The organism is Legionella nigrisilvae (assembly GCF_977063395.2).
In genome coordinates this window covers 249,112-269,700 of the sequence record NZ_CDRUGZ020000038.1, presented here as the reverse complement: position 1 = coordinate 269,700, position 20,589 = coordinate 249,112, and the positions used below count along the sequence as shown (strand labels likewise).

The following is a 20,589-nucleotide window of genomic DNA, read 5'->3' as shown; positions in this document are numbered from 1 at the left end:
AAGTTTGTTAAGCATCACACCTACATACTTTCTTTCTTATATGCAGTTATTTCGTATAAGGCGTAAGTTTTCCCTAAGTTCCCAAAGTTAAAATAAAAGTTGAACTTAAAGTCGATAAATCATTGTCTGAAATGTAGTTGAATTCTTGAGTCATTAAAGAAATGAGATCAGGAAGGCCATGCCTATCGCACATCAACCAGGAGCGCATAATGAATATAATCGATCTGATGAAGGAACTTCACTATCCCACTAGTGAAGGAGGCGTATGTAAAGGATTAGCACTTATGGCCCAAAGAGCGCATTGGGCAGGACAATCTGATCAATTTAAAGCAAGAATGGCCTACCTGCGCGGGCTTAAACCAAACCAATTAGAAGATTTATTACTGAGCGCGAAGCAACACGATAAAGATTTGCGAGAACACAGAACGATTGCCCCTTTATCCCAGAATGAACAAATATTATTAACCGTAGATGCTTTTTTCTTTCAGATCTGGGCTCACTTCAACCCGAGTGAAACCCAGAAATTTTTAGACCTTAATCATGGCCAATTGTTCAATCAACTTGAAACACTTAAAATTGAAGAAGTAATGTATGATAAGGATTCTGTGGATAAAACAATTTCTCCATTACCCAACCCCGATCGTTTTCTATTTACCGCATCCAATGATAATTGTGATGGATTGAAAACTTTTTTTGAAACCATAAAAAGTATGGTGATGTATCGCCCGGTTGCGTCATTTCCTCTGCAAATCATGACATCCACGTTATTTTTGATAAAGAAAACAATAAATGGGTATTAACTAATCATGATGATATTTTAGAACGTGAATCAATAGATGAGATTACAGCAGAAATTATCTATGCATTTAAAAAAAGACGCTTAACAGACGATATCGTTAATATTTCTATTGGTGTTTATACTGATAAAAAAATGGAAAGAGCTCAATCTCTTTCGCAGGATCTGACTAAGATTACCAACCAAGCATTTGAAAAAATGCTGCAGAATACATCCGATATTAATCGAACAGATGTATATGGAACTACTTTGTTACATGTCGCTGCAATGTATGGGTTTAGCGATAAAGTCTCACAATTAGCCCAAAGAAACGATATTGATTTAAATGGAATAAATGACAGTCATCTTTCCGCATTAATGTTAGCAATAATGTTCAGCCATGCGGAGGTGGTAAACGAGCTATTAAAATATCCGATGAATAAAGCTGCTACGATGCATGAACTAGAATCAGCCCTATTTTTTGCTTCAGCTCATAGTAGCGTTGAAATTGTAGAAGCAGTGTTAAAGAAGTTTGGTATTCCAAATATTTATTTAGATGCTCTTAATCCCTTGAGCGGTGCAGTGATCAATAATAAATATGACGTGATACATCGATTGCTTAGAGAGCCTGCTATTAAAAAAAGCAGTATTTTACCGTATGCCTTATATAAAAAAAGCGACAGTAAAACAATTGATATATTGTTAGCTTCCCCAGATATAGGACTCAATTCAACTCACATGTCATTCGGGGCATTGCATTTAGCTGCAGAAAGAGGGGATATTGCGCTGACAAAAGCCTTATTGGCGACAGGCAAACAGGTTACCCCTATGAATGACGAAACCTTATGGCGTTGGATGCCTTTTGAGCAAATTATTGCACCTACTTATCACGCTAATACTATTTATCTTTCCCATACCGGCGAATACAAGGTTTTTAATATTCATGGTGAAGTACGTACAGGAACTGTGGATACGAGTACTTTTGATTTGTCCGGATTGCGTCCCTATAACTTTGGATTGCTTTCGAGTTTAGAAAATGATCCTGAAAAAGCACTTCCTGGTCATATCTATTTATCCCAAGAGGGCACCTATATAGTACGTAATCATAATGGAACCCTACATTCAGGGATTATTCCAAATGATTTTATTTCTATTTTAAACTTGGAAGAACTCGATATTGAAATAGTGAAACCCAATTTTCAATCTCGAATACTCTTTGCCCTCACACAAGCAGGCCACACCGAAATTAACTCAGTTTTTGAAAACCCAGATATACAACGGCGCCTACTCTCTGCATTGGTTCACGCGGGTAGTATCATTTCATTTATCGATGTGAATCTTGAAGGCCCGCAACGCGATAAAGCCATTAACCTTGCAGCCCAAAATGGACATTTAAATATCGTGCGCGAATTACTTCAGCATCCCGATATCGATGTAAATTACCAACGCGGATTATCTAAGCCAATTTTATTAAATCAAATTGTTCGCTTAAAGACTCCTGAGTCAATAAAAACCCTGGAACTTCTATTAGATCACTCAAGAATTGACGTGAATTTGGCCGATAGTGCTTCAAAGAGTCCCTTATGTACTGCAGTCCAATGTGGCAATTTTGACGCTGTTGAGGCATTACTAAAGCATAAAGCAATTGATGTGAATCAAGGAAATCCGTTGGAAATTGCAATTAGGGAAGGGCACTATGATATTTTAAAATTATTAATAAAACACCCGCAAATAAATGTAAACCAACGTACCTCTAATGGCTTACTTCCTGTATGTTATGCGATGGAATATGCGGATCAAAATTCATTTAGATATGATAAATACGTACAAGCCCTACTGAGTCACGAGAATGTTTTTACACAATTGGATACCCAATCCAATGACTTAAATGGTTATTGGAAAAATTATTACCAAGCCCAACCATTAATCCAGTGCATTCACCAAATTATAGAATCATTAGTTATATATCATAATGGATATACAAAACTCGTAATACTCGATAAACCGCCTACTGAGGCTGAGCTCGATAAAAATACTGTTGCGCTAATAAATAAGGATAATGAGTGGATTGTATATCGTAGAATAGAAAATAATGTAGTGCATTTCGTCATCGATAAAAACGCTTTAGATGCTGATAAGGTAAAAAGTATCGATATCAGACTCCACAATAAAATATATAACGATCATGAACTGATTGATTACATGTTGCTTCTATCTTCTTATACTTATATCGATGTAATCGATGGGTTACAATTTGAGTTATCGGATTTTATTTCTGATCTTCAACATTGTGAGTTTGACAAAGACGGAATTAGCTTCGCAATTGAGAATATATTTAATCGAGTCATTGGTATGTGTAACTCAGCACAAAACAGTAAAACGCCACTTTTTTTTAATGAGAAGTCAGGACCTAATTTTAATCCCCTATGCAATAATGCAAAACAAGAATGTATCAAGCGAATAGAGCAATTTGAATGCAGCATACAACTGCCTCAGGCTGCATAGCCAAAGTGCGGGTCGCTAGGTAAAATAAAAGGGGACACAGATTCTAATTAAAAGAAAGATCACTCATATTCTGGCTCAGATCGGTCTCGAAAGATTTATGTTTATCGAAAAATTTAAAGCTTAGAGCGGGTTCAAAGAGGAAGTTGAATCGTTCGCCGGAAAAGTTAATGCTTTTAACATAATGCGCTCCCCTAAATATGTTTAGATCTTTTAAATCCTCCTCGGTTTTCTTTTTAGGAAGTAATGAATTATATTTTTTTAATAAAGCTAATATAATCTCTTCTTCCGTTGCGCTTTTCATTTCTAATTTACTACACTCGAATCTTCCATTTCCGTTATAAATACACTCAACATGTTGCCATTCTTGTAGAGGACAATTTATATGTCCATATATTATTACTTTTTTACCTATTTGGAGTTCTTCTTCGCAAGAATCCAGCCCCATGGTCCTCATATCGATATTTTCAGGTGTTAATTCAATAGGAAATGCACAAAAATCCTCGTTATAAATTTCCAAAAAATGAAACTCAGCTTCCTTTTCTGTCATTAACGGAGAGCCAAAACCCCGATATTTCTCATTTCCCATAAACATTGTGTGGAGGCCATTACCATCTTTCGAATAATCATACAGGCTTGCATGACTGTATTCTTGAAAATTGGAAAGATACAACCAATCGCCAGGGATATAATCTTCTTTTTTTAAGACAGGAGAGTAAGGAAAGATTTCTAACATCTCCTGTTTATGATCCCCAATCAAAAGACCATCCGCGATTATAAGCGGGTGGCTTTTAAAAAGGTGATTAAAATTTTTTGCGCCGATAGTATCTAATAATGCTTTATACTGGATACACATCATCATGCTATGGCATTCAAGAACTATTTTTGTTGTATCATCAAAAATGGAATCTATTGCTTCAGAGGGTAATACTTCTTCTTTTACTTTAAAAAGTCCTAATTTGTTATTTGCTTGGATCCAATAGTTTTTATTGAGTTGTAGATAATTAGCTTCAGCTGTAGGATATTGATAATTACCATCAAGCGAATGAAATTTCTCATTATTCATGAGTTTGACTGCATTTAACCTAAATGCAACTTCATAATTAAAATGTTCTAGTGATTTAAATCGTCGATCACTACTAACTAATTTGATAATTATTTCACGTTGGAGAGGGTCTTGGCTCATGCAAGATAATGCAATTTTTCTTATTTCGAGTTGCGTTAAAATGTCTTTAATTGTTGGCCAGGCTTTTGCAAGATTAAGACAAAATTGTTGGTTAAGATAGGTGGTATTTATTAAATTAGCCTCATAAGACTTAAAAATTGCAAAATATTCTGCATCTTTTTTTAAATCGTTTGTATCACTGAATACAACTGTCCTTTTTGATTTGACCAACATATTAAATCGTTCTAAATTTGCAGATCTTATTTTAAGTAATTCTTCTATTAGTTCCTTATCAAGGGTGGTATCTGACTCAAAATTTTCTCTTATCTTGATATTTTTTGAATTTTTATAACTAATTAAAAACATAACATCTATTCCAATCTATAAATTTATATAACTTAGTCATATTGATTATTATATCACCAAGACATTTAGATAAGGAATTAAATTCAATTTTCAGCTTAGCAATCTTAGGTAGGTTCAGGAACCCAACCTACGATTGCTCAATTGTTCTCCCTGATCAATGAGGAACATCAATCAATTGCGTCTGCCCCCCATTGCTGATATCTCAGGGCAAATACTCAAATTAAGAGGTTAGTTTTTTGAATTAACTGGATAACTATCCCCGGGTTTTGCTCCAACCATAACTATTGTTGCGCCATTTTTAGAATGACTGCTAACGCAAGTGTAAGCAGGTAGAATGAAATATTCTCCTTTGCTATAGGTTGTTGTTTTACCATTAATATGAAGGTGAAGGGTTCCTTCCATAATGACAACAAGCAATTTGTGTTTGTAAAAATGTGGTGGATGGTTGTGGCCTGCAGGAAGTTTGGCAATTCCTCCTTTCATTTCTTTAAACAAGACAGCTTGTCGGGTGGATTTGCTGTAACTATTGCCTATTGATTGCCATTTCTCATGTTTCGCCGTGCCCGATTCAAATGATTCGGCATTACCTTTGCACTGAGCAAACCCTGAAGTGGATAAACTAAGTAATAATATTGTACCTGCTGAGATAGAAATTAAAACTTTACGAATGATGTTGTTCATGTTCTTCCTTGATTTTGGGGTATCCATATATATATCAGACTAAGGAAGTTTTTGTCTAGATTGAAAAAGTACATAGAAATTCCCCTTAGGTCCCTGAACGCATGCTTATAGTGGTCGTTATCCAAATATGATCATTGAATAATTCGATAATTGTCTGGAGTTCTTCCATTTTATTTTTATAATACACACTTTTTGCTCAGTTAAATTTAAGGGTTGTCATTAATGCAAGATAAAAAAGAGGCGAGTACGATTGAAGGATTTAAGATAAATCCTAAAAAAAACCTCACACGAGATAGGATGATTAGCTTAATCAAGGCCATAGAAGGCTCTCAAAGAGAGGAAGTTCCTTTAAATGAAGGAATAGACATTATTATGGAGGAGATGGCATTCTTTGCATCGATTCAAGAGTTTCAAAATGCCTTAATTGCTTTGAATCAATTAGCTGCTCAAATAGTACATTTTCCAAACGAGGAAGCTTTTCTTGAGTGTTTACAGAAAGAAACCCACCCTTCTGTTTTAAAAACCCAACAAGTCGCTTACTTTTTTGCATTAATGAATGAAGTAGTAAAACATCAAAATGAACTCATAATCACTGGAAGTAAAGAAGACAAAAATATCGAAAATGAGATTCTTCCTTTCTGTGTTTTAAGCAATGCCAAAAGAGCTTTAAAATTTCTTACCCCGATGCTTTCTCCACTACGAATCGATCCTCAATATCGGAGTGGATTTGATAATGATGTTGCAAAGTTAGACATATTTTTTAGCTGTCTTAGAACACATAAAGAGTGTTGGATAAACGACCGTTATTTTTATCGTCAAGCCACTCATTTACCCGCCTGGGATAGTTTATACATTGAATCATTTCATAATATTTTTAACGATATTTCGAATAAAAACTATATATTTTCTATTTTAAATAATATTCAAGAACGACTCATAATGTGTAAAGATTCCTCTTATCCTGCCTTTATTCATTACAATACAACGGATGTAAAAGAGTTATTTTTGAATATTAGTCAATATTTGGGCAACGATAATTTAATTCAGAAAAAAATTGAAGAACAAATAGCTTCTGGAGCTACCATGCGTTCTTTTAATCAGGAGTGTCAAAGAGCAGGATCTAAGACCTTATTATTAGGAGGAACTTATGGAAATGGATGTGTTCTTGCTGCGGCCCAAAAATATGGAAAAACTATTTTCACCAAAACAAATGGGAGTTTTCAGGCGTCCTATCCTCATTGTCGTTGGGTCAATTATCACAAAAAGCCTTATATTCATGAACACTCACTCATTGATCCGCAAATTACCGAAGGATTTGATCCTTTTAATCCAAAACAGAATGTTGAGAAACAAGGCTTTAGCGAGTTTCCTGCGCTATTAGAGGTGAGTCATCGATATAAAACCAATTTTTTAACATTTGAGTTAGGGCAAGTTAGAAGTTTAGCCGCTTTGCCGTTCGAACAACAACGCCAATTAATTCGCTCAGAGGGTGTGGATTATTCTAAATTAGCTCATTTCAAACCCAGTACTTTATCAAGAATTAGACAGCGGAGTGAACAAGATAAGTCACACTATCCTATTTTATCATGGATGCAAAGGGGCAGCAGACCTACGGTTAATTTGAAGAGACATCGTCAAGAACATTCTGACGAAGGCCCAAGTTCTACTCAAAATATGGCTCCTTAATTGATTTAGTTCAGAGTATACAGAACCGCTTGTAAAAGGGTCATTACCATTTATGCATTTTCTGGAGTATTTAGAGATTTAAATTTTTTATGGTGCAAGTAATCTTTTTCAGAAGTTCTTTTTTTGAATGGAGTTGTCGGGCAGTGCCCGACTATTTTTAAAAGAAAAGAATACCTACTAAAGATGAATACTTAAAACATCTGTTGGATTTTCAAGGTATTGCCCTTCACAAATTACTTTTGCTCCAAGTTTTATATACATTTTATTAAGTTTCGGATTCAATGTATCGAGGTAAATAAAATCCGCACCTAATTCAACAGCTAGAGATTTTGCTTTCTCCAGAAGCTGTCTGGCAAAACCTAATCCCCGGGCGTTTTCTTCTACATAAATATAATCAAAATAAACCACTTTTAATTCACCGCGGATAGCACTATCTTCATCATCATTTTGAAATCGATGAAAATTTTTTTCAAATAAACCAAACATACCCACTGGTTGATCATTAAAAGTGCCAACGTAAATTTGATCCTGCTTTGCCCGAACATCCTTGAGATAAAATTGTTTATCATTATTTTGCAAATATCCCCATGCTTTTTTTGCCCAAGAAGCTGCAAGTTTTAGATATTCTTCTTTATTGTTTTCGTATTCAGATAATTTCTTAAAATTAAGGGTGTGTTCTCTTCCAGCAGTTGTAAAAAATACCATTTGTACTCCTATTAATTTACATTTTAAAATTATTTTCTTCAGTATTTAAAGTCATAATCGAAAGTGGTTTATATTACTAAAAATGGATACCATGACTTAGCCATTTCCAATTGGAACATGTTGTGAGGCTTAATCAGAACCTACATTATAAAAATTACTTGAACAAAAAAATATCTCAGAAGGTTTATCACGATTTTTACGGGATCGCCAAAAAAAAGGAAATCAAAAGTTTGTTATAGATAAGATTTTTCATCCTTAGACGTTCACTCTGATATCCGCTCCCCTGCCTATATCCATCTCTTTCCATCAAAATATACTTTGCCATCTAGACTATTATATATGTCACATTCAAGTAACCATTAAGCGGTGAGTGTAAATTTGAGAGAGGCGGCGTCATGGGCGCCTTCATTGGTGCCCGTTATAATATTCTGGGAAGTTTTAATATCAATCTGTTCCTTTTTAAAAAAAGCATGGCCATAACCGAAATCAACAGTGAGATGGTTCATCAATTGATAGCCCATGGAAAAACCAGTAATCCAACTGTCTCCAGGGCCTATTTGAAATCTCCCATTCGAGGGTGACTGATTATATGTTCCTGCTACTCGGACTACCCACTTTGGTGAAACTTGATAAATTGTCCCGAGGGTTAAAAGCCAACTGTTGTGAAAGTGATAATTAATGCGAGCCCGGGGGACTATAAATACTTGGGAGGCGGCTTGCGTAGCAAAATTATACACAGAAACCTCTTTAAAGATATTCCATTGCAGGTATTGAACAGTTCCTATAAAGCCTAATTTTTCATTAAGAAAATGGCTTAGTGTCACGACACTTCTTGCTGGTGTCCAGTACTCAAAATGGTAATCATCCGAAGAAATACTCGGCGTACCAGTTATCGTGCTACTCCCCTGTAAATTATAAGTCACTGCACTGCGGTAATTAAAACCCAAGGCTGTCTTTTTACCAGGTTTAATTAGTATCCCAAAATCACCGCCCAAACTGTTTGCTTGAGTGTCATTCAAGCTACGGCTTTCAGGAATATTCAAACGGGGTATGCCTGCAGAAATAGGCTCCTGGATGAGATGAGCATAGGTAAAATTAAGGTTTCCCCCTATGGAAAGGAATTGATTAATTTTAATGCCAAGCGCGGGAATGAAGTCAATATTATTCGTTTGATTGCGTGCCAGGATATAGCGCAGAATTGAGTGATTATCCAATTCGCGATTGAAATCATTTGCAACGACAGCAAAACCCGCCACGAATCTTTCACTTATAGGAATGCTAAGATACATGGAAGGTAAGAAAAAATTGGATTTAGAGGTTGTTGATCCTGACTCGAAATTACCAAAAGGTATTTTTTGCGCTCTCCCGCTAAACTCAAATTGCGCTTTTGCCAGGGTGTTCAGGAGGATAAGTTGTTGATGGGGTGAAATAGTTAATGCCGCAGGGTTAAAGTAAACAGCTGTGGCATCCTTCACTACAGCAGTTCCCATTGTTTGCTCAATAAAAGAGGCATGTAATGGCGAGTATAATAACAAAAGCCCTATGCTCAAGTGGATCCTGAAATCAATGAAGCTTGCCATGAACCTCAAACGTGAATGGGAATATCTTTCAATTTGTAAGAGTATTTTTTCATATAGTCAAGGTTATTTATTTAACGACCAAGGATGTCTCTCATATATTGAATATAACTACACGTTTAATTGCAAATTCCAGTGCGCCAAATAAAATGAGCTAAGATTTTAGTCCCCTTTATATCTTGAAAAGATGGGGATTGTGAACGCAGGAATAATTTTGGGCTCCATGTCCAAAAACCACAAAGCATAGGGACAATGGAACTAATGAGCTTGCTGGCCACAAAAGTTATTTTTTATTAAGCTTACATGCCCACCATAACAAAGCAATTGTAATTATAGCGCTGATACCTATGACCCAAAAATTAAATTGGGTTGTCAGCACCATGAATCCCATATCCAGAGGCATAGTAATAAAATATGGCAAAACAATATGGCTTATGGTATGCAAAAACGCAGCACCAGCTAAAAAGATAACGACATCTCGTAAGTTGCACATAAATCACCTCAAATGGGTATATTTCTATAATTATAGTGCAATTTACAGGGGCATTTTATGGTTTACGTCCAAAAACATATGTTTTGACATGATCTTACGAATGAATGGATCCATTAATTAATGTTTTGTTTTCGAGTTAACAAGAATAGGAATGCTCAGGACGCTGGGCTTTTACAGCCCAGCCTACGCCGCTTTATCCATTAAAAGCTTAGAGATTTTGTTTCAGCATTCAGAATTTCTTGAGCTTTTTCCGTGTCTGCCTTGTACTTAGTGACTAATATGCCGATATCTTTTTGATTTTCTTGTTTCATGGCTCTTGCTAAAGCCAGATCCTTTGTAGGAAATTCAGACTCATCATCGGTTACATATTTTCCAAGAAGAGGTTTAAGAGTTGATTGATCTGCTCCTAGCCAGCATAGTGTATTGAAGACGCCTTGTGGCTCCATCTTATTATTATAGAAAGCCCAGTCCAAAGCCGTAAAGCCATTACTACTTTTGCTGTTAATATCGGCCCCAAAGTTATTAATTAGTAACTCAACATGGGTAACACTGCCTTGGTGGGCTGCTTTTCGGAGGGCGACATTTTTATCCTTGGTGTTATATATCTTTAGAATGCTATCCAGGGTAACCGAACTGCCACTCGTTGTTTGGCTCATTCCAGTATTGTATATACTGCTTGACGATACTTTGCGATCAGAATCAGATTCCACAAAGAATGAAAAAAATTGTCCCATGAGAGAAGAGTTTTTCGAGGCACGAAATTTTTTAAACTCATTGTCAATAGAATCAGCCAAAGCTAAAGTCTTTCGGGTTAATAGATCAAGTTCAGAGTCATTTTCATCAAAAAAAATCTTGAGCTCAGATGGAATATCAGCATTACCAAGTTTATAGAGTTCTCTAGTTTGAAATAGGGAATAAATTTTACTGAAAGTTCCCATAAATTCGGTTAATTCTTTAAACGAAGATTTATCAACTTGCTGATACATTATTTCTGAGGCGCGAACTATTGCTGTTAAATCACTTAGCTTCATACTATTACTCTAGAAAAAAAAGAGTGCAATAATACTTAATTTTGAGGTTAATGTGAATATTGGTCGACTGTTGTAGATCAATGATTTTTTGATCAAAATTTACTAATTTACCGGTTATAGTACCTTTCATGTAAATCTCTCTACCGCTATTTTATGTCGAAAATTGTTCTATAGTATTACGTTCATATATGCGCAGGTTTAATATATTTAACCTCATCTTTCTGCAAAATGGCAGGGGATAGCATATTTTTATTTTTTGTCTCATCAAGATCTTGTACTAAACTAATAAAATCCCAGGCATCCACTGATTTTAAAAAGGAGATTGAAATGAAATGGATAGTTACTGCAAATACGAATAATTGCCGAATTTATGAATATCAAGAGGATGCTTTGAATCTACTTAAAGAAATTAGTCGTCCTGAAAATAAATTAAAGGATAGTGAGCTTGTTACAGATAAACCTGGAAGGTACAATTCAAGTTATTCTAAGGGGGGAGGAGGAGTCTACGACCCACATACAGAAATCGAAGACGTACAAGACAATAATTTCTCTAGAGAAATAGCCCTGGAACTTAATGAAGCAAGAAATAAGAATCTTTATAAGGAATTGGTAATTGTAATGCCAGCTCAAATAGAGGGTTTATTTTCCAAGCATCTTAATAAAAATGCGACTGATTTAATAAAATTAAAGATACAAAAAAACCTGATGCATTTATCTGATAAAGAGTTGTTTGATTATTTGCATGAGTATAAAAAGCTATAACTTTGAGCAACACGATGAAGAGTGGCATGCGATTAAATAAGGGTGTTTAAAAAGTGCTCGAGCCTTCTTTGCTTAACCGATTATAAAGAGTTTTAATTATATTCAGGAACAAACTGGGGTGGAGAAGGAGTTATCTTTTTTTGCCTTTTTTATGATTATCTCGATGATGCCCAATTTCTTTCTTTTCTTGATTATAAACCCCTAAATCAGTTTCTTTTAATTTCTCGTTTGCTTTTTCTAGTCCTTTTTGGAAAGGATGTTTTTTCATAATTTAATCCAATTATTAATCTTATTTTAAGTATAGTCTGCATATTAATGGATATCTGCTTATTGAACCCCAATGTGCTCTTTTCAATTATTCCAGGAGTGCCTCCTATTCGAAAAGCAGATTCCTTCCCAAGAGTCCTGGGACCCGATGGAATATTTACTATAATTAGAAAAGTAAATTGCTCTAGGGAGCCTTCCATCTTCAAAAGCCCCCAACAAATAATTTCATTCAATGGCTTCGCTAGGTAGAGTTTATTTTTAGAGTTAAGATTCTAAAAAGGCACCCGCCCTATCAAAAGTAATATTAAATAAATTACTAAAATAAGCCCAATAATACCAGAGGGCCCATAGCCCCATTCTCTGCTATGCCCCCATCTTGGTAAGGCACCAATTAAAATGAGTATCAAGACAATTAACAATATTGTCCCCAGCATGATTATTCTCCTTAAACGCCATCTACTTATAACTATAGTATTAAAACTCTAATTATACTTAACGACATAAAGAATTATTAATTTGCGGGTATTTACTTAAACTCAAGTTATTTCCCAATGCCTGGGAAGTCCCCTTGGGAGTTAATGTGGCTAATATTGAATTATCTTGTCCAATACATGTTTGAATTATGCTTAATAAATTTTTTATTACCTAATTTCTTGGTTACTTATGTCGCATCTCCAAATAGATTCCTCAAATGAAGTGGATTGCCGTTCTCCTCATTAGTGATGGGTTCTATACAAGTAATTGTGCAGATTTTATAGGCTCAACTTTGTAAATTTTTTTTGAATCTAGTGTTCATTAATCCTTGGTCTATTTAAAAATAAGCTAATATAAAACAAAAGGAGAATATTAAGTTTCTGGAGCTAAAATGAATCATTACAGATTACGAATAATAGATAAGGAAACAATAAAAATAATTAGAGATATAGGAGGTTATGAAAATCTTCTTGAAAATGGCCAGGATACTTGGGCTAATACAGAAGTAGATGCTCGATTAAAATTAGCAGAACAAACTGTTTTTTCTAATTTTTATAGAAACAAGGGACAATTGCATCCAAGTAAAGAATGTTATGAGGAGTTAAATGATATTTGGACAGACCCAAACAAAGTATCTATAAAGCTTATTTAATTCTTTAATTTTGAACAAACCAAATCATATAATTAATACTTATCACATTGATCAATATGAGTGGCACCTATAGTGGGATAGTATAAATGCTTCATAATCAATCACTACCTAGTTAAAAGTTACACCGAGAACCCCATTGATATGATAGTTAATCTTGCTTTGCTCCCCATTCAAGGCTTGGTAAATTGGAGTTGACCATCCTAACTGAAAAAAGAATTTCTTGGTAGAAAACCATAAAGAAGGGGTAATTAATAATAAGTCTCCTCCGGTGTCGGGATCTGCTTCCCCTGAGACCTTATCTTTGTCCATATGGACTCCATGAACTTCAACTAAGCTAAAAAAAATGTATTTCCCCGTTACGCTTTTAATGTTTCGACCTAAGCCAGATTGATATAGATATTGGGTTCCTAATTTAACCTCGCCATTTTTTTCTATCCATGTTAACCCAGAAGCAGCAAACCATAGCCAATCTACAGACATGCGATTATAGGTACTTCCCAAAAAATAACTAGGCGCCCCAAAACCTGTAGGTGGGTCTTTACGAAACGAACCTGATGGCGCGGACAACCCACCTACAACAGTCAACTGTTCGGCATATTTTGAAGTACTATTGTCATAAGGAGCGTATTCTCCTTGAATGTAAATATCTCCAATTCCCGAGGAATGATTATCGCTCACATAACTTGCAGCAATTGGGAGTGATAGTAAAAGGGACGCTTTATCGGATAAGCCATAAACAAATGAAATGGGTGTGCTTAAAAAATGCTCACTTCTACTTTTCAAATAATTTGGTGCAACATAAAATTGCATTTGACCCTTTTCAATTAAACTTTGGCCAAATGAGAGAAAAGGACCAGGTTGTTGGGATGGGGGAAGTGCAAAATTTCCTATATTTGGAGGTTCATTTTCGGCTTGTGGCGAAATGATATCTTTGGCCAAAATTTGTTGGCATGAAAAGATAATAGTTAGAAATAAACTGAACCTGGTTAATTTATATAATCCACTCATTACTTAATGATTTTTTAAGATTGAAAATACTCATTAAACTACAAAAGGGGCTTAAATACCCGTAATTTTTTTAGAGTTTTTGTTTTTTTCATTTTTAATTAAATATCTAAAATCTTACTAAGCCTCCAGGAACATGAAACCACTATTTATAAACATCATTGATTTAGGAAAGAGGTGATACAACAAAATTTATTGGTATATACTCATCAAAAAAATATATAATCCAAATCAACTGAAGGGCAATGATAAAAAATTTTTTGCTCATTGATGATTTTTTTTGCAAGGAAGTTTTTTGTTCTCGTGATATTTTTTAAAAAAGATCATCTCGATAACATTGAAACTTTAAATGTAAAATATCTGTTGCGGAAGTAGAAGAAAATTTTATGAACTATGATACGATTTTGTTGACCATTAAACGACTCATTACAGGCTTACTCCCGATGCTACTCGTTGCTTGTGTGCATCAGCCACCTAATGGGCCAGATCATTATGTGGTCAGAGGGAAAACATATCATGTGATGAAATCTGCCAAAAATTACAAAGCAAAAGGAGTTGCTTCCTGGTATGGGTCACACGGTAGACATCAAAAAACATCGACCGGAGCGCGCTATAACATGTATGCGATGACAGCAGCTCATCCCACGCTTCCAATTGCTACCCGAGTTCGGGTTAAAAACCTGAATAATGGCCGGTCGATTGTGGTTCGGATTACTGATCGAGGTCCTTTTTTATCGAATAGGATAATTGACTTATCCTTTGGTGCTGCTAAAAAACTCGGTATAACCGGTACTGCTCCTGTTGAAATTGAAGTAGTTTGAAATTGCAAAATCTCGGGTTTCCTAGCTTAAGAACCTGATTTAACTGCTAAAACTGGGCTAAATCGTCCCAAAGGTTACGTCATGATGCCAATCAATCGAGTCTGACCCAATTGGTAAAAATGATCCACACAGTACTATAATTATCCTGTGTGAGGTTAATTATGTACATAGATCCGATCGATGACGATGTTATTTCTTATAAATACGCGCCGTTTTATGCTGAGTGCGATCCAAAAAACGTGGTTAATATAGGTTCAGAGGACGCTCATGGAATTTTCACTTCTGGCATGACTGAATGTGTATCCTTTGCCTTTTTCGTCAAGAAAAACAATGAAGTGAAGCGGTTATCTCTGATCCATTTTCCAGGAGGTATTACGAGTTATACTCTAGATTCACCCTTGGGAAAAGAGGTTATCGCTGCGATGGTGGCTAAGGCGCCTGAAGGTGCTGAAATTGAAGCAGTAATTGGATTTAGCAGTTCACACTACCCAAACGGTTTGTTTGATGATGAAGAAATTTTAGAAGTCCTTGATAATCAACTTAATGAGTTAGGATTCCAACTCACCAGTCTACAACTTTGTGCCGGTAATGGTCGAAATTTAGACGAGTCAGGTTTCAGTTTCGGTATAAATTTTAATGGTAAATATGGCGAATTTATAAATTGCCATGGTCTGGTGGCACGCGGAAATTTAAATTCAAAAGAGGCTTGTGTAGATTATAGTGATACTCCCACAAATCTATCTCAACTGGCTTATTTACTTAATTGGGCCCGTTTACGTGGGGATAAGCAGCGATGGGATGAATTATTAAAGGACCTACAACGTTTGGAAGAAATTCATTTCGACAAAGATTTTTCCCCAGTAAAAGAAATGTCTTTTACTTTGGCAAATGAGAATATTCCCCTCAATAACCCAGCCCAATTAAGCGATATGATGTTAAGAGCGCGTGAAGGAGGAAATAAGGAGTTATGGAAACAAATAAAAACAGCTATAGTGCAAGAGATTGAACAATGCGCGGATAAATATGCATCTTTAGGGAAATATAAATCAATTTTAAAGCTCCATCTTGATACAAACGCTTTAAATCAATACCAGGGAAGTTTTTTCAGTAGAACTTTTCAGCAAGGAGAGCCAACCCATTGGCGCCAAGTAAAGCAGTATGATACAGGAGCTGAAGCGGCCGCTGGGGCACAAAAGTCTACTTCGCCCGATTCTGAATCTGCTGGTACAGAATCAGCTAATACTCTAAAAAAGGGGTGAGCAGATTTTGCTGCTTGCATGCCTAAAAGCCATATAAACTATTATTTGAAAAATAATTATTAATAATAAGAAAAGTATTAAAATTACCCCCCGTGGTGATGTAATTCTTAATACTGAAGGATAACTAGATGAATTTATTTGTGATTTATATTGGTGGAAGCCACTCTAATTCTTTAATCGAACTCCATGATCTACGCTTTTTAGTCGCCAACTCCATTGAAGATACCTATGAGGGACTCAGAAAAAGCTGGTGGGGAATACCAAAAACTTTACATATAGATGCTTGGGGCATTTTAAAGTATGCAGATGGATATAGGATTCAAGTTTCACAGGAACAATCAGAAGATCATAGTAATAAATTATTTTTCGTAAATTTGGGGGGGTACGATAAAACCCAATTTACAGAATTACATAAAAATATTTTTGTAGTGGCCGGTAATGAGCTTGAAGCGAAACAAAAAGCACTCATTCAAATTTCTGACTGGCAGTCCCCGCATCGTGATTATTTATATGAAGTAGATCATTTACTTAATGTTAATTCATTACTTAAGAATGAAGGATATTATTTACATTTAAACAAGCAGGTCGACTCTCAGCCATTTGAATTTACCTGTTGTTATACTCCAATAGGTAGAAATTAAAACGTAACCTGGTTGCTTGCAACCAGGTTTCTATAGTCTGTCAAGCGCATTTTGAATACCTCATTATTACAAAAAAAGTTAAGTCGAATAAGTGGTCAATAATTAATCAATCATCCCATTAATGGACTATACTCTACAATTAAGGATTACAAAATGAACAGGAGGTTATCATGACAAATTATACACGACCTAGAACAGGAACCCATAGCGTCCAAAAAGGGACAATGTCTGAAACTCGAAATAATGAGATGCTTACCGCATATTTTCCAGATCGAGATTCTGCAGAGGCAGCGTATCAATCTTATTTAGATAGAGGATACAGCCCAGATGATATTAATATCATTATGTCAGAAGATTCCAAGAAAAAGTATTATGATTCTGATTTAGTCCAAAACGAAGAAACTTATGCTGCGGAAGGACTAGGCGTGGGTGGCGCGATTGGAGCTGGGCTTGGCGCTCTCTTAGGTGGGCTTGCTGCGGTGGGTACTAGTTTGGTGATCCCGGGATTAGGTCTCGTAATTGCAGGACCTATTGCTGCTGCTTTGGCCGGAGCGGGAGCCGGAAGTATCTCAGGCGGAATAGTTGGGGCATTAATTGGTTGGGGTATTCCAGAAGAACGCGCAAAAGAATATGAGCGAGGAATACAATCTGGAGGAATCGTGATGAGTGTAAAACGACGTCCGAATAGAGATTACTCTGACTTAGAAAAGGATTGGAACGCCCCCATCCATTAATTGATGAAGGCGGATAGGATCCGCCTTTCTCATTCCTATATTATTTGCTTACCAACCGTGCCTCTTTGCTAATCTTTTTTCCTTTATGAAGAAGATGGACTTTTGTGAATTCTGCTCCCGTAAATAAAATCTGCGCGGAATAATAAATCCACACGAGAATTGGAATAAGAGCGCCAGCCGCACCAAATCCTTGGGATAAATTGGAGTGAGATAGATAAATACCCAATAAAAATTTACCTATTGAAAATAAAAGTGCAGTAATGAAAGCGCCCAACCATACATCTTTCCATTGAAGTATCACATCCGGAATAATATTAAAAATTAAGGCAAATAGGAAGGTAATGCCTAAAATTGAGATAAGAAAATTCATTACATAAGCTATAAAAGCGAATTGTGGTAAACATTCATTGTTCATAACCTTTTTTTGATTATTCTAAATCATAGATGAGGCATTTATAGAATAAGGGTTTAATGCAATAAAGCTATTGGGAGATTTAATTATTGACTTGGTAACTTTTTATAACATCAAAAATTGAAAATTCGCTGTTGTATTTTAGAATGAGCATTGGTAGGACATTTTTGACCCAGTACCAAGCTAATTCAAGAGGTTGGGTCAAAATGGCCTTCTTAGGGATGAGTCTGAATGGGTTAACTTTCCAAGGCCTTCATAACTTTACTAACATCTTCATCAATAATTTTATTGATTTCCGAGACTTGATCAGAATAACCAACGGATTCAACGACTAAAGTAGCAACCTCTTCATAAAAAGAGTCTCGTTCGCGATGTTGTTCTTCCAAAAATTTTTTCATATCATCGATTGGAAGTGAGGAAGTTCGTCCATTTTTCATACGAGCTAGCTGCGTGGGTATAGAAACTTTCAAATAAACTACAAATTCAGAGGATAACAATTTTCGACACTCCTCACTCGAAACTACGCATTCTTCCAATAAGACAACAACATTTTCTTTTTCTAGGCTATGAGAAATAATTTCGGCCTGGCAACGATTAAAGGCTGCTTCGCCTTGCTCACCAAGAATTTCTCGAGTATGTCGTCCAATATAACGTTCAATACTGGGATTTGCATCGACAATCTGCCATCCTAATTTGTTAGCCAAGGCTTCTGTAAATACAAACTTGCCAGCACCCATATGACCTACTATGAAAATACGCTTTTCCAAAGTAATACCTCTCTTAATGGATCAATAATATCGTGTGGACCCAGGCGACCTAAGGCCACGAAAGGAATTAGGTTCAATGTGGATCAAAATCAATTATAGGATAATAGTAGCTGATATTGGTTTTTAATTATCAACAAAATCAAATCTTATGAATAATTTTACATTTTTTTAGAGCCCTTAGAGGGACAGTTCTATATCAATATCATTGCTTGTAGTCTCATTATTCGTGTCATTGCATGTTTATTAAAGCAAATTTATTTGACCGAATAATTTTATCATGCAAAAATAGTCGATATTTTAAGCAAATTGTTCGCGATATGAATAAGTTTTTTTATGTGTTTTGTTTCTTAATAGTTCAAATACAAGCCTACGCTAGTCCTGAAGAAAATACGCAATCTTACTTTGATTCCGTTAAAAGCACTCCTAGGCTATTAAAAAAATTTCTAACTCAGATGCCTAAAGGGGGAGATTTGCATATGCACGTGAGCGGCTCATCATTCCCTGAAAATTTAATTCACTATGCGGAAATGGATGATTTATGTATTGAGAATAAAAATTTGTCGGTTTTTATCAATCCTTCATGCAACACAGAAGATTATTTAGCTAACGCGGTACTCAATAATAAGTTATACAACTCACTGATTGACGCATGGTCGATGCGCCATTTCGATAAAATGGGAAATGAATCAGGTCATGATCATTTTTTTAATGCTTTTGGAAAATTTAGCCTGATTACCAAAATGCATGGAGGAGAAATTTTAGCTGAAATAACTGAACGTGCGGCAGCCCAAAACGAACTTTATTTAGAAATCATGACGACCCCAGATGGAAACGAGGCCAGTCAACTCGGAAAAAGTATGGGATGGAATCCTAATTTAGAATACCTGCGCAATCAATTATTAAGTGCTAACTTTGACCAAATAGTGACTAATATTTCTCTTAATTTGAACAAAGATGAAGCTAAGAAGAATGCATTACAACAATGCGGTACCCAAAATGAACAAGCAGGTTGTGAGATCACGGTTCGCTATTTGTATCAGGTTCGTAGAGAACAACCACCCGAGATGGTATTTGCACAATTACTGGCAGGATTTGAATCTGCTTCACACGATCCACGTATAGTAGGCATCAATATGGTTCAGACTGAGGATGGTCCAATATCTATGCGCGATTATCGACTACATATGCAAATGGTGGCTTTTTTGCATCAACTCTACCCTAATGTTCATATTACCCTCCATGCGGGTGAACTTAATCCTCAATTAGTCACACCAGACGGATTGACATTTCATATTCATGAAGCCGTAGAGACTGCTTCTGCAGAACGAATTGGACATGGTGTTGACATCCAATACGAATACAATGCCTCTGAATTAATAAATAAAATGGCTCAAAAAGAAGTACTCGTTGAAGTCAATCTAAGTAGTAACGATTATATTTTAGGCATCAAAGGAGACAATCATCCCTTAGCTTTATATTTAAAATATGGTGTACCGGTTGCATTATCAACCGATGATGAAGGAATAAGCCTTGAGCCTTTAACTCGTCAATATGAGCGTGCCGTTGAAGAACAAAAACTGTCTTATCTCACCCTAAAACAATTAGCCCGCAATAGTCTGTATTATTCTTTTTTACCCGGCGATAATCTTTGGGAAAATTCACAATATAAGGCTATGAACCCCTTGTGCACCCCCATGAAATCCCAAACAAAACAGCCAATCCCAGCGTGTGAGAATTTTCTAAAAATGAATCAAAAAGCTCAACTTCAATGGAAATTAGAAGAACAGTTCGCTAAATTTGAATCACAATATTGA

General features: G+C 35.7%; 21 protein-coding genes. 10 read left to right on the top strand and 11 right to left on the bottom strand.

Annotation, left to right across the window (positions count from 1 at the left end):
* The first annotated feature begins 209 nt into the window (after positions 1 to 209).
* Together ACWTE2_RS23500 and ACWTE2_RS23495 are read left to right on the top strand one after the other, a co-directional pair.
* A complete protein-coding gene (locus tag ACWTE2_RS23500; protein ID WP_454784647.1) occupies positions 210 to 800 on the top strand; it encodes a hypothetical protein in 591 nt (196 codons plus the stop codon).
* Positions 801 to 931: 131 nt separating this feature from the next.
* Positions 932 to 3,280 (top strand): ankyrin repeat domain-containing protein, encoded by a 2,349-nt coding sequence (locus ACWTE2_RS23495; RefSeq protein ID WP_454784646.1) that lies wholly within the window; start codon positions 932 to 934, stop codon positions 3,278 to 3,280.
* Between the two features lie 43 nt (positions 3,281 to 3,323).
* Here the strand turns inward: ACWTE2_RS23495 and ACWTE2_RS23490 are convergent, their stop codons facing one another.
* Together ACWTE2_RS23490 and ACWTE2_RS23485 are read right to left on the bottom strand one after the other, a co-directional pair.
* The gene (locus tag ACWTE2_RS23490) at positions 3,324 to 4,808 is read right to left on the bottom strand and encodes a transglutaminase (protein ID WP_454784645.1); all 1,485 of its coding nucleotides are present in this window, start codon (positions 4,806 to 4,808) and stop codon (positions 3,324 to 3,326) included.
* Between the two features lie 228 nt (positions 4,809 to 5,036).
* The gene (locus ACWTE2_RS23485) at positions 5,037 to 5,489 is read right to left on the bottom strand and encodes a cupin domain-containing protein (protein ID WP_454784644.1); all 453 of its coding nucleotides are present in this window, start codon (positions 5,487 to 5,489) and stop codon (positions 5,037 to 5,039) included.
* A gap of 222 nt (positions 5,490 to 5,711) precedes the next feature.
* Between ACWTE2_RS23485 and ACWTE2_RS23480 the strand changes: the two genes are divergently transcribed.
* Positions 5,712 to 7,175, top strand: a complete 1,464-nt coding sequence (locus tag ACWTE2_RS23480) for a hypothetical protein (protein WP_454784643.1) — start codon at positions 5,712 to 5,714, stop codon at positions 7,173 to 7,175.
* 177 nt (positions 7,176 to 7,352) lie between these two features.
* Here ACWTE2_RS23480 and ACWTE2_RS23475 read toward each other — a convergent pair whose 3' ends face one another.
* The 4 genes from ACWTE2_RS23475 to ACWTE2_RS23460 form a co-directional block, all read right to left on the bottom strand.
* Positions 7,353 to 7,880 (bottom strand): GNAT family N-acetyltransferase, encoded by a 528-nt coding sequence (locus ACWTE2_RS23475; protein ID WP_182391887.1) that lies wholly within the window; start codon positions 7,878 to 7,880, stop codon positions 7,353 to 7,355.
* Positions 7,881 to 8,239: 359 nt separating this feature from the next.
* Positions 8,240 to 9,370, bottom strand: a complete 1,131-nt coding sequence (locus ACWTE2_RS23470) for an OmpP1/FadL family transporter (RefSeq protein WP_454784642.1) — start codon at positions 9,368 to 9,370, stop codon at positions 8,240 to 8,242.
* Positions 9,371 to 9,740: 370 nt separating this feature from the next.
* Positions 9,741 to 9,950: a hypothetical protein gene (locus ACWTE2_RS23465; RefSeq protein WP_182391885.1), complete on the bottom strand. Its 210-nt coding sequence runs from the start codon at positions 9,948 to 9,950 to the stop codon at positions 9,741 to 9,743.
* A gap of 200 nt (positions 9,951 to 10,150) precedes the next feature.
* Entirely contained in the window at positions 10,151 to 10,981 is an 831-nt protein-coding gene (locus ACWTE2_RS23460) for an ankyrin repeat domain-containing protein (RefSeq protein ID WP_454784641.1), read from the bottom strand.
* A 327-nt stretch (positions 10,982 to 11,308) separates the two neighbouring features.
* On the opposite strand from ACWTE2_RS23460, the gene ACWTE2_RS23455 reads away from it, so the two are divergent.
* Positions 11,309 to 11,743 carry a host attachment protein gene (locus tag ACWTE2_RS23455; protein ID WP_454784640.1) on the top strand — a complete coding sequence of 145 codons (435 nt, stop codon included), beginning with the start codon at positions 11,309 to 11,311 and terminating at the stop codon, positions 11,741 to 11,743.
* 130 nt (positions 11,744 to 11,873) lie between these two features.
* On the opposite strand, the gene ACWTE2_RS23450 is transcribed toward ACWTE2_RS23455, so the two are convergent.
* Positions 11,874 to 12,011 carry a hypothetical protein gene (locus ACWTE2_RS23450; RefSeq protein WP_182391882.1) on the bottom strand — a complete coding sequence of 46 codons (138 nt, stop codon included), beginning with the start codon at positions 12,009 to 12,011 and terminating at the stop codon, positions 11,874 to 11,876.
* Between the two features lie 271 nt (positions 12,012 to 12,282).
* Positions 12,283 to 12,444, bottom strand: a complete 162-nt coding sequence (locus ACWTE2_RS23445; protein WP_454784639.1) for a DUF3309 family protein — start codon at positions 12,442 to 12,444, stop codon at positions 12,283 to 12,285.
* A gap of 431 nt (positions 12,445 to 12,875) precedes the next feature.
* Between ACWTE2_RS23445 and ACWTE2_RS23440 the strand changes: the two genes are divergently transcribed.
* On the top strand, positions 12,876 to 13,136 hold the full coding sequence (locus tag ACWTE2_RS23440; protein ID WP_182391880.1) for a hypothetical protein: 261 nt from the start codon (positions 12,876 to 12,878) through the stop codon (positions 13,134 to 13,136).
* A gap of 108 nt (positions 13,137 to 13,244) precedes the next feature.
* Here ACWTE2_RS23440 and ACWTE2_RS23435 read toward each other — a convergent pair whose 3' ends face one another.
* On the bottom strand, positions 13,245 to 14,144 hold the full coding sequence (locus tag ACWTE2_RS23435; RefSeq protein ID WP_454784638.1) for a transporter: 900 nt from the start codon (positions 14,142 to 14,144) through the stop codon (positions 13,245 to 13,247).
* A 383-nt stretch (positions 14,145 to 14,527) separates the two neighbouring features.
* Here ACWTE2_RS23435 and ACWTE2_RS23430 point away from each other — a divergent pair, with 383 nt between their 5' ends.
* From ACWTE2_RS23430 to ACWTE2_RS23415, 4 genes are all read left to right on the top strand, one after another.
* Positions 14,528 to 14,962, top strand: coding sequence for a septal ring lytic transglycosylase RlpA family protein (locus ACWTE2_RS23430; RefSeq protein WP_182391879.1), 435 nt, complete (start codon positions 14,528 to 14,530; stop codon positions 14,960 to 14,962).
* Between the two features lie 161 nt (positions 14,963 to 15,123).
* Entirely contained in the window at positions 15,124 to 16,221 is a 1,098-nt protein-coding gene (locus ACWTE2_RS23425) for a hypothetical protein (protein ID WP_454784637.1), read from the top strand.
* Between the two features lie 128 nt (positions 16,222 to 16,349).
* Positions 16,350 to 16,862, top strand: coding sequence for a DUF1543 domain-containing protein (locus ACWTE2_RS23420; RefSeq protein ID WP_454784636.1), 513 nt, complete (start codon positions 16,350 to 16,352; stop codon positions 16,860 to 16,862).
* Positions 16,863 to 17,032: 170 nt separating this feature from the next.
* On the top strand, positions 17,033 to 17,596 hold the full coding sequence (locus tag ACWTE2_RS23415) for a hypothetical protein (RefSeq protein ID WP_454784635.1): 564 nt from the start codon (positions 17,033 to 17,035) through the stop codon (positions 17,594 to 17,596).
* A 40-nt stretch (positions 17,597 to 17,636) separates the two neighbouring features.
* Here the strand turns inward: ACWTE2_RS23415 and ACWTE2_RS23410 are convergent, their stop codons facing one another.
* Together ACWTE2_RS23410 and ACWTE2_RS23405 are read right to left on the bottom strand one after the other, a co-directional pair.
* Positions 17,637 to 18,011, bottom strand: a complete 375-nt coding sequence (locus ACWTE2_RS23410) for a YihY/virulence factor BrkB family protein (RefSeq protein WP_454784634.1) — start codon at positions 18,009 to 18,011, stop codon at positions 17,637 to 17,639.
* Positions 18,012 to 18,244: 233 nt separating this feature from the next.
* Positions 18,245 to 18,775, bottom strand: a complete 531-nt coding sequence (locus ACWTE2_RS23405; RefSeq protein ID WP_454784633.1) for a shikimate kinase — start codon at positions 18,773 to 18,775, stop codon at positions 18,245 to 18,247.
* A gap of 317 nt (positions 18,776 to 19,092) precedes the next feature.
* On the opposite strand from ACWTE2_RS23405, the gene ACWTE2_RS23400 reads away from it, so the two are divergent.
* On the top strand, positions 19,093 to 20,589 hold the full coding sequence (locus tag ACWTE2_RS23400; RefSeq protein ID WP_454784632.1) for an adenosine deaminase family protein: 1,497 nt from the start codon (positions 19,093 to 19,095) through the stop codon (positions 20,587 to 20,589).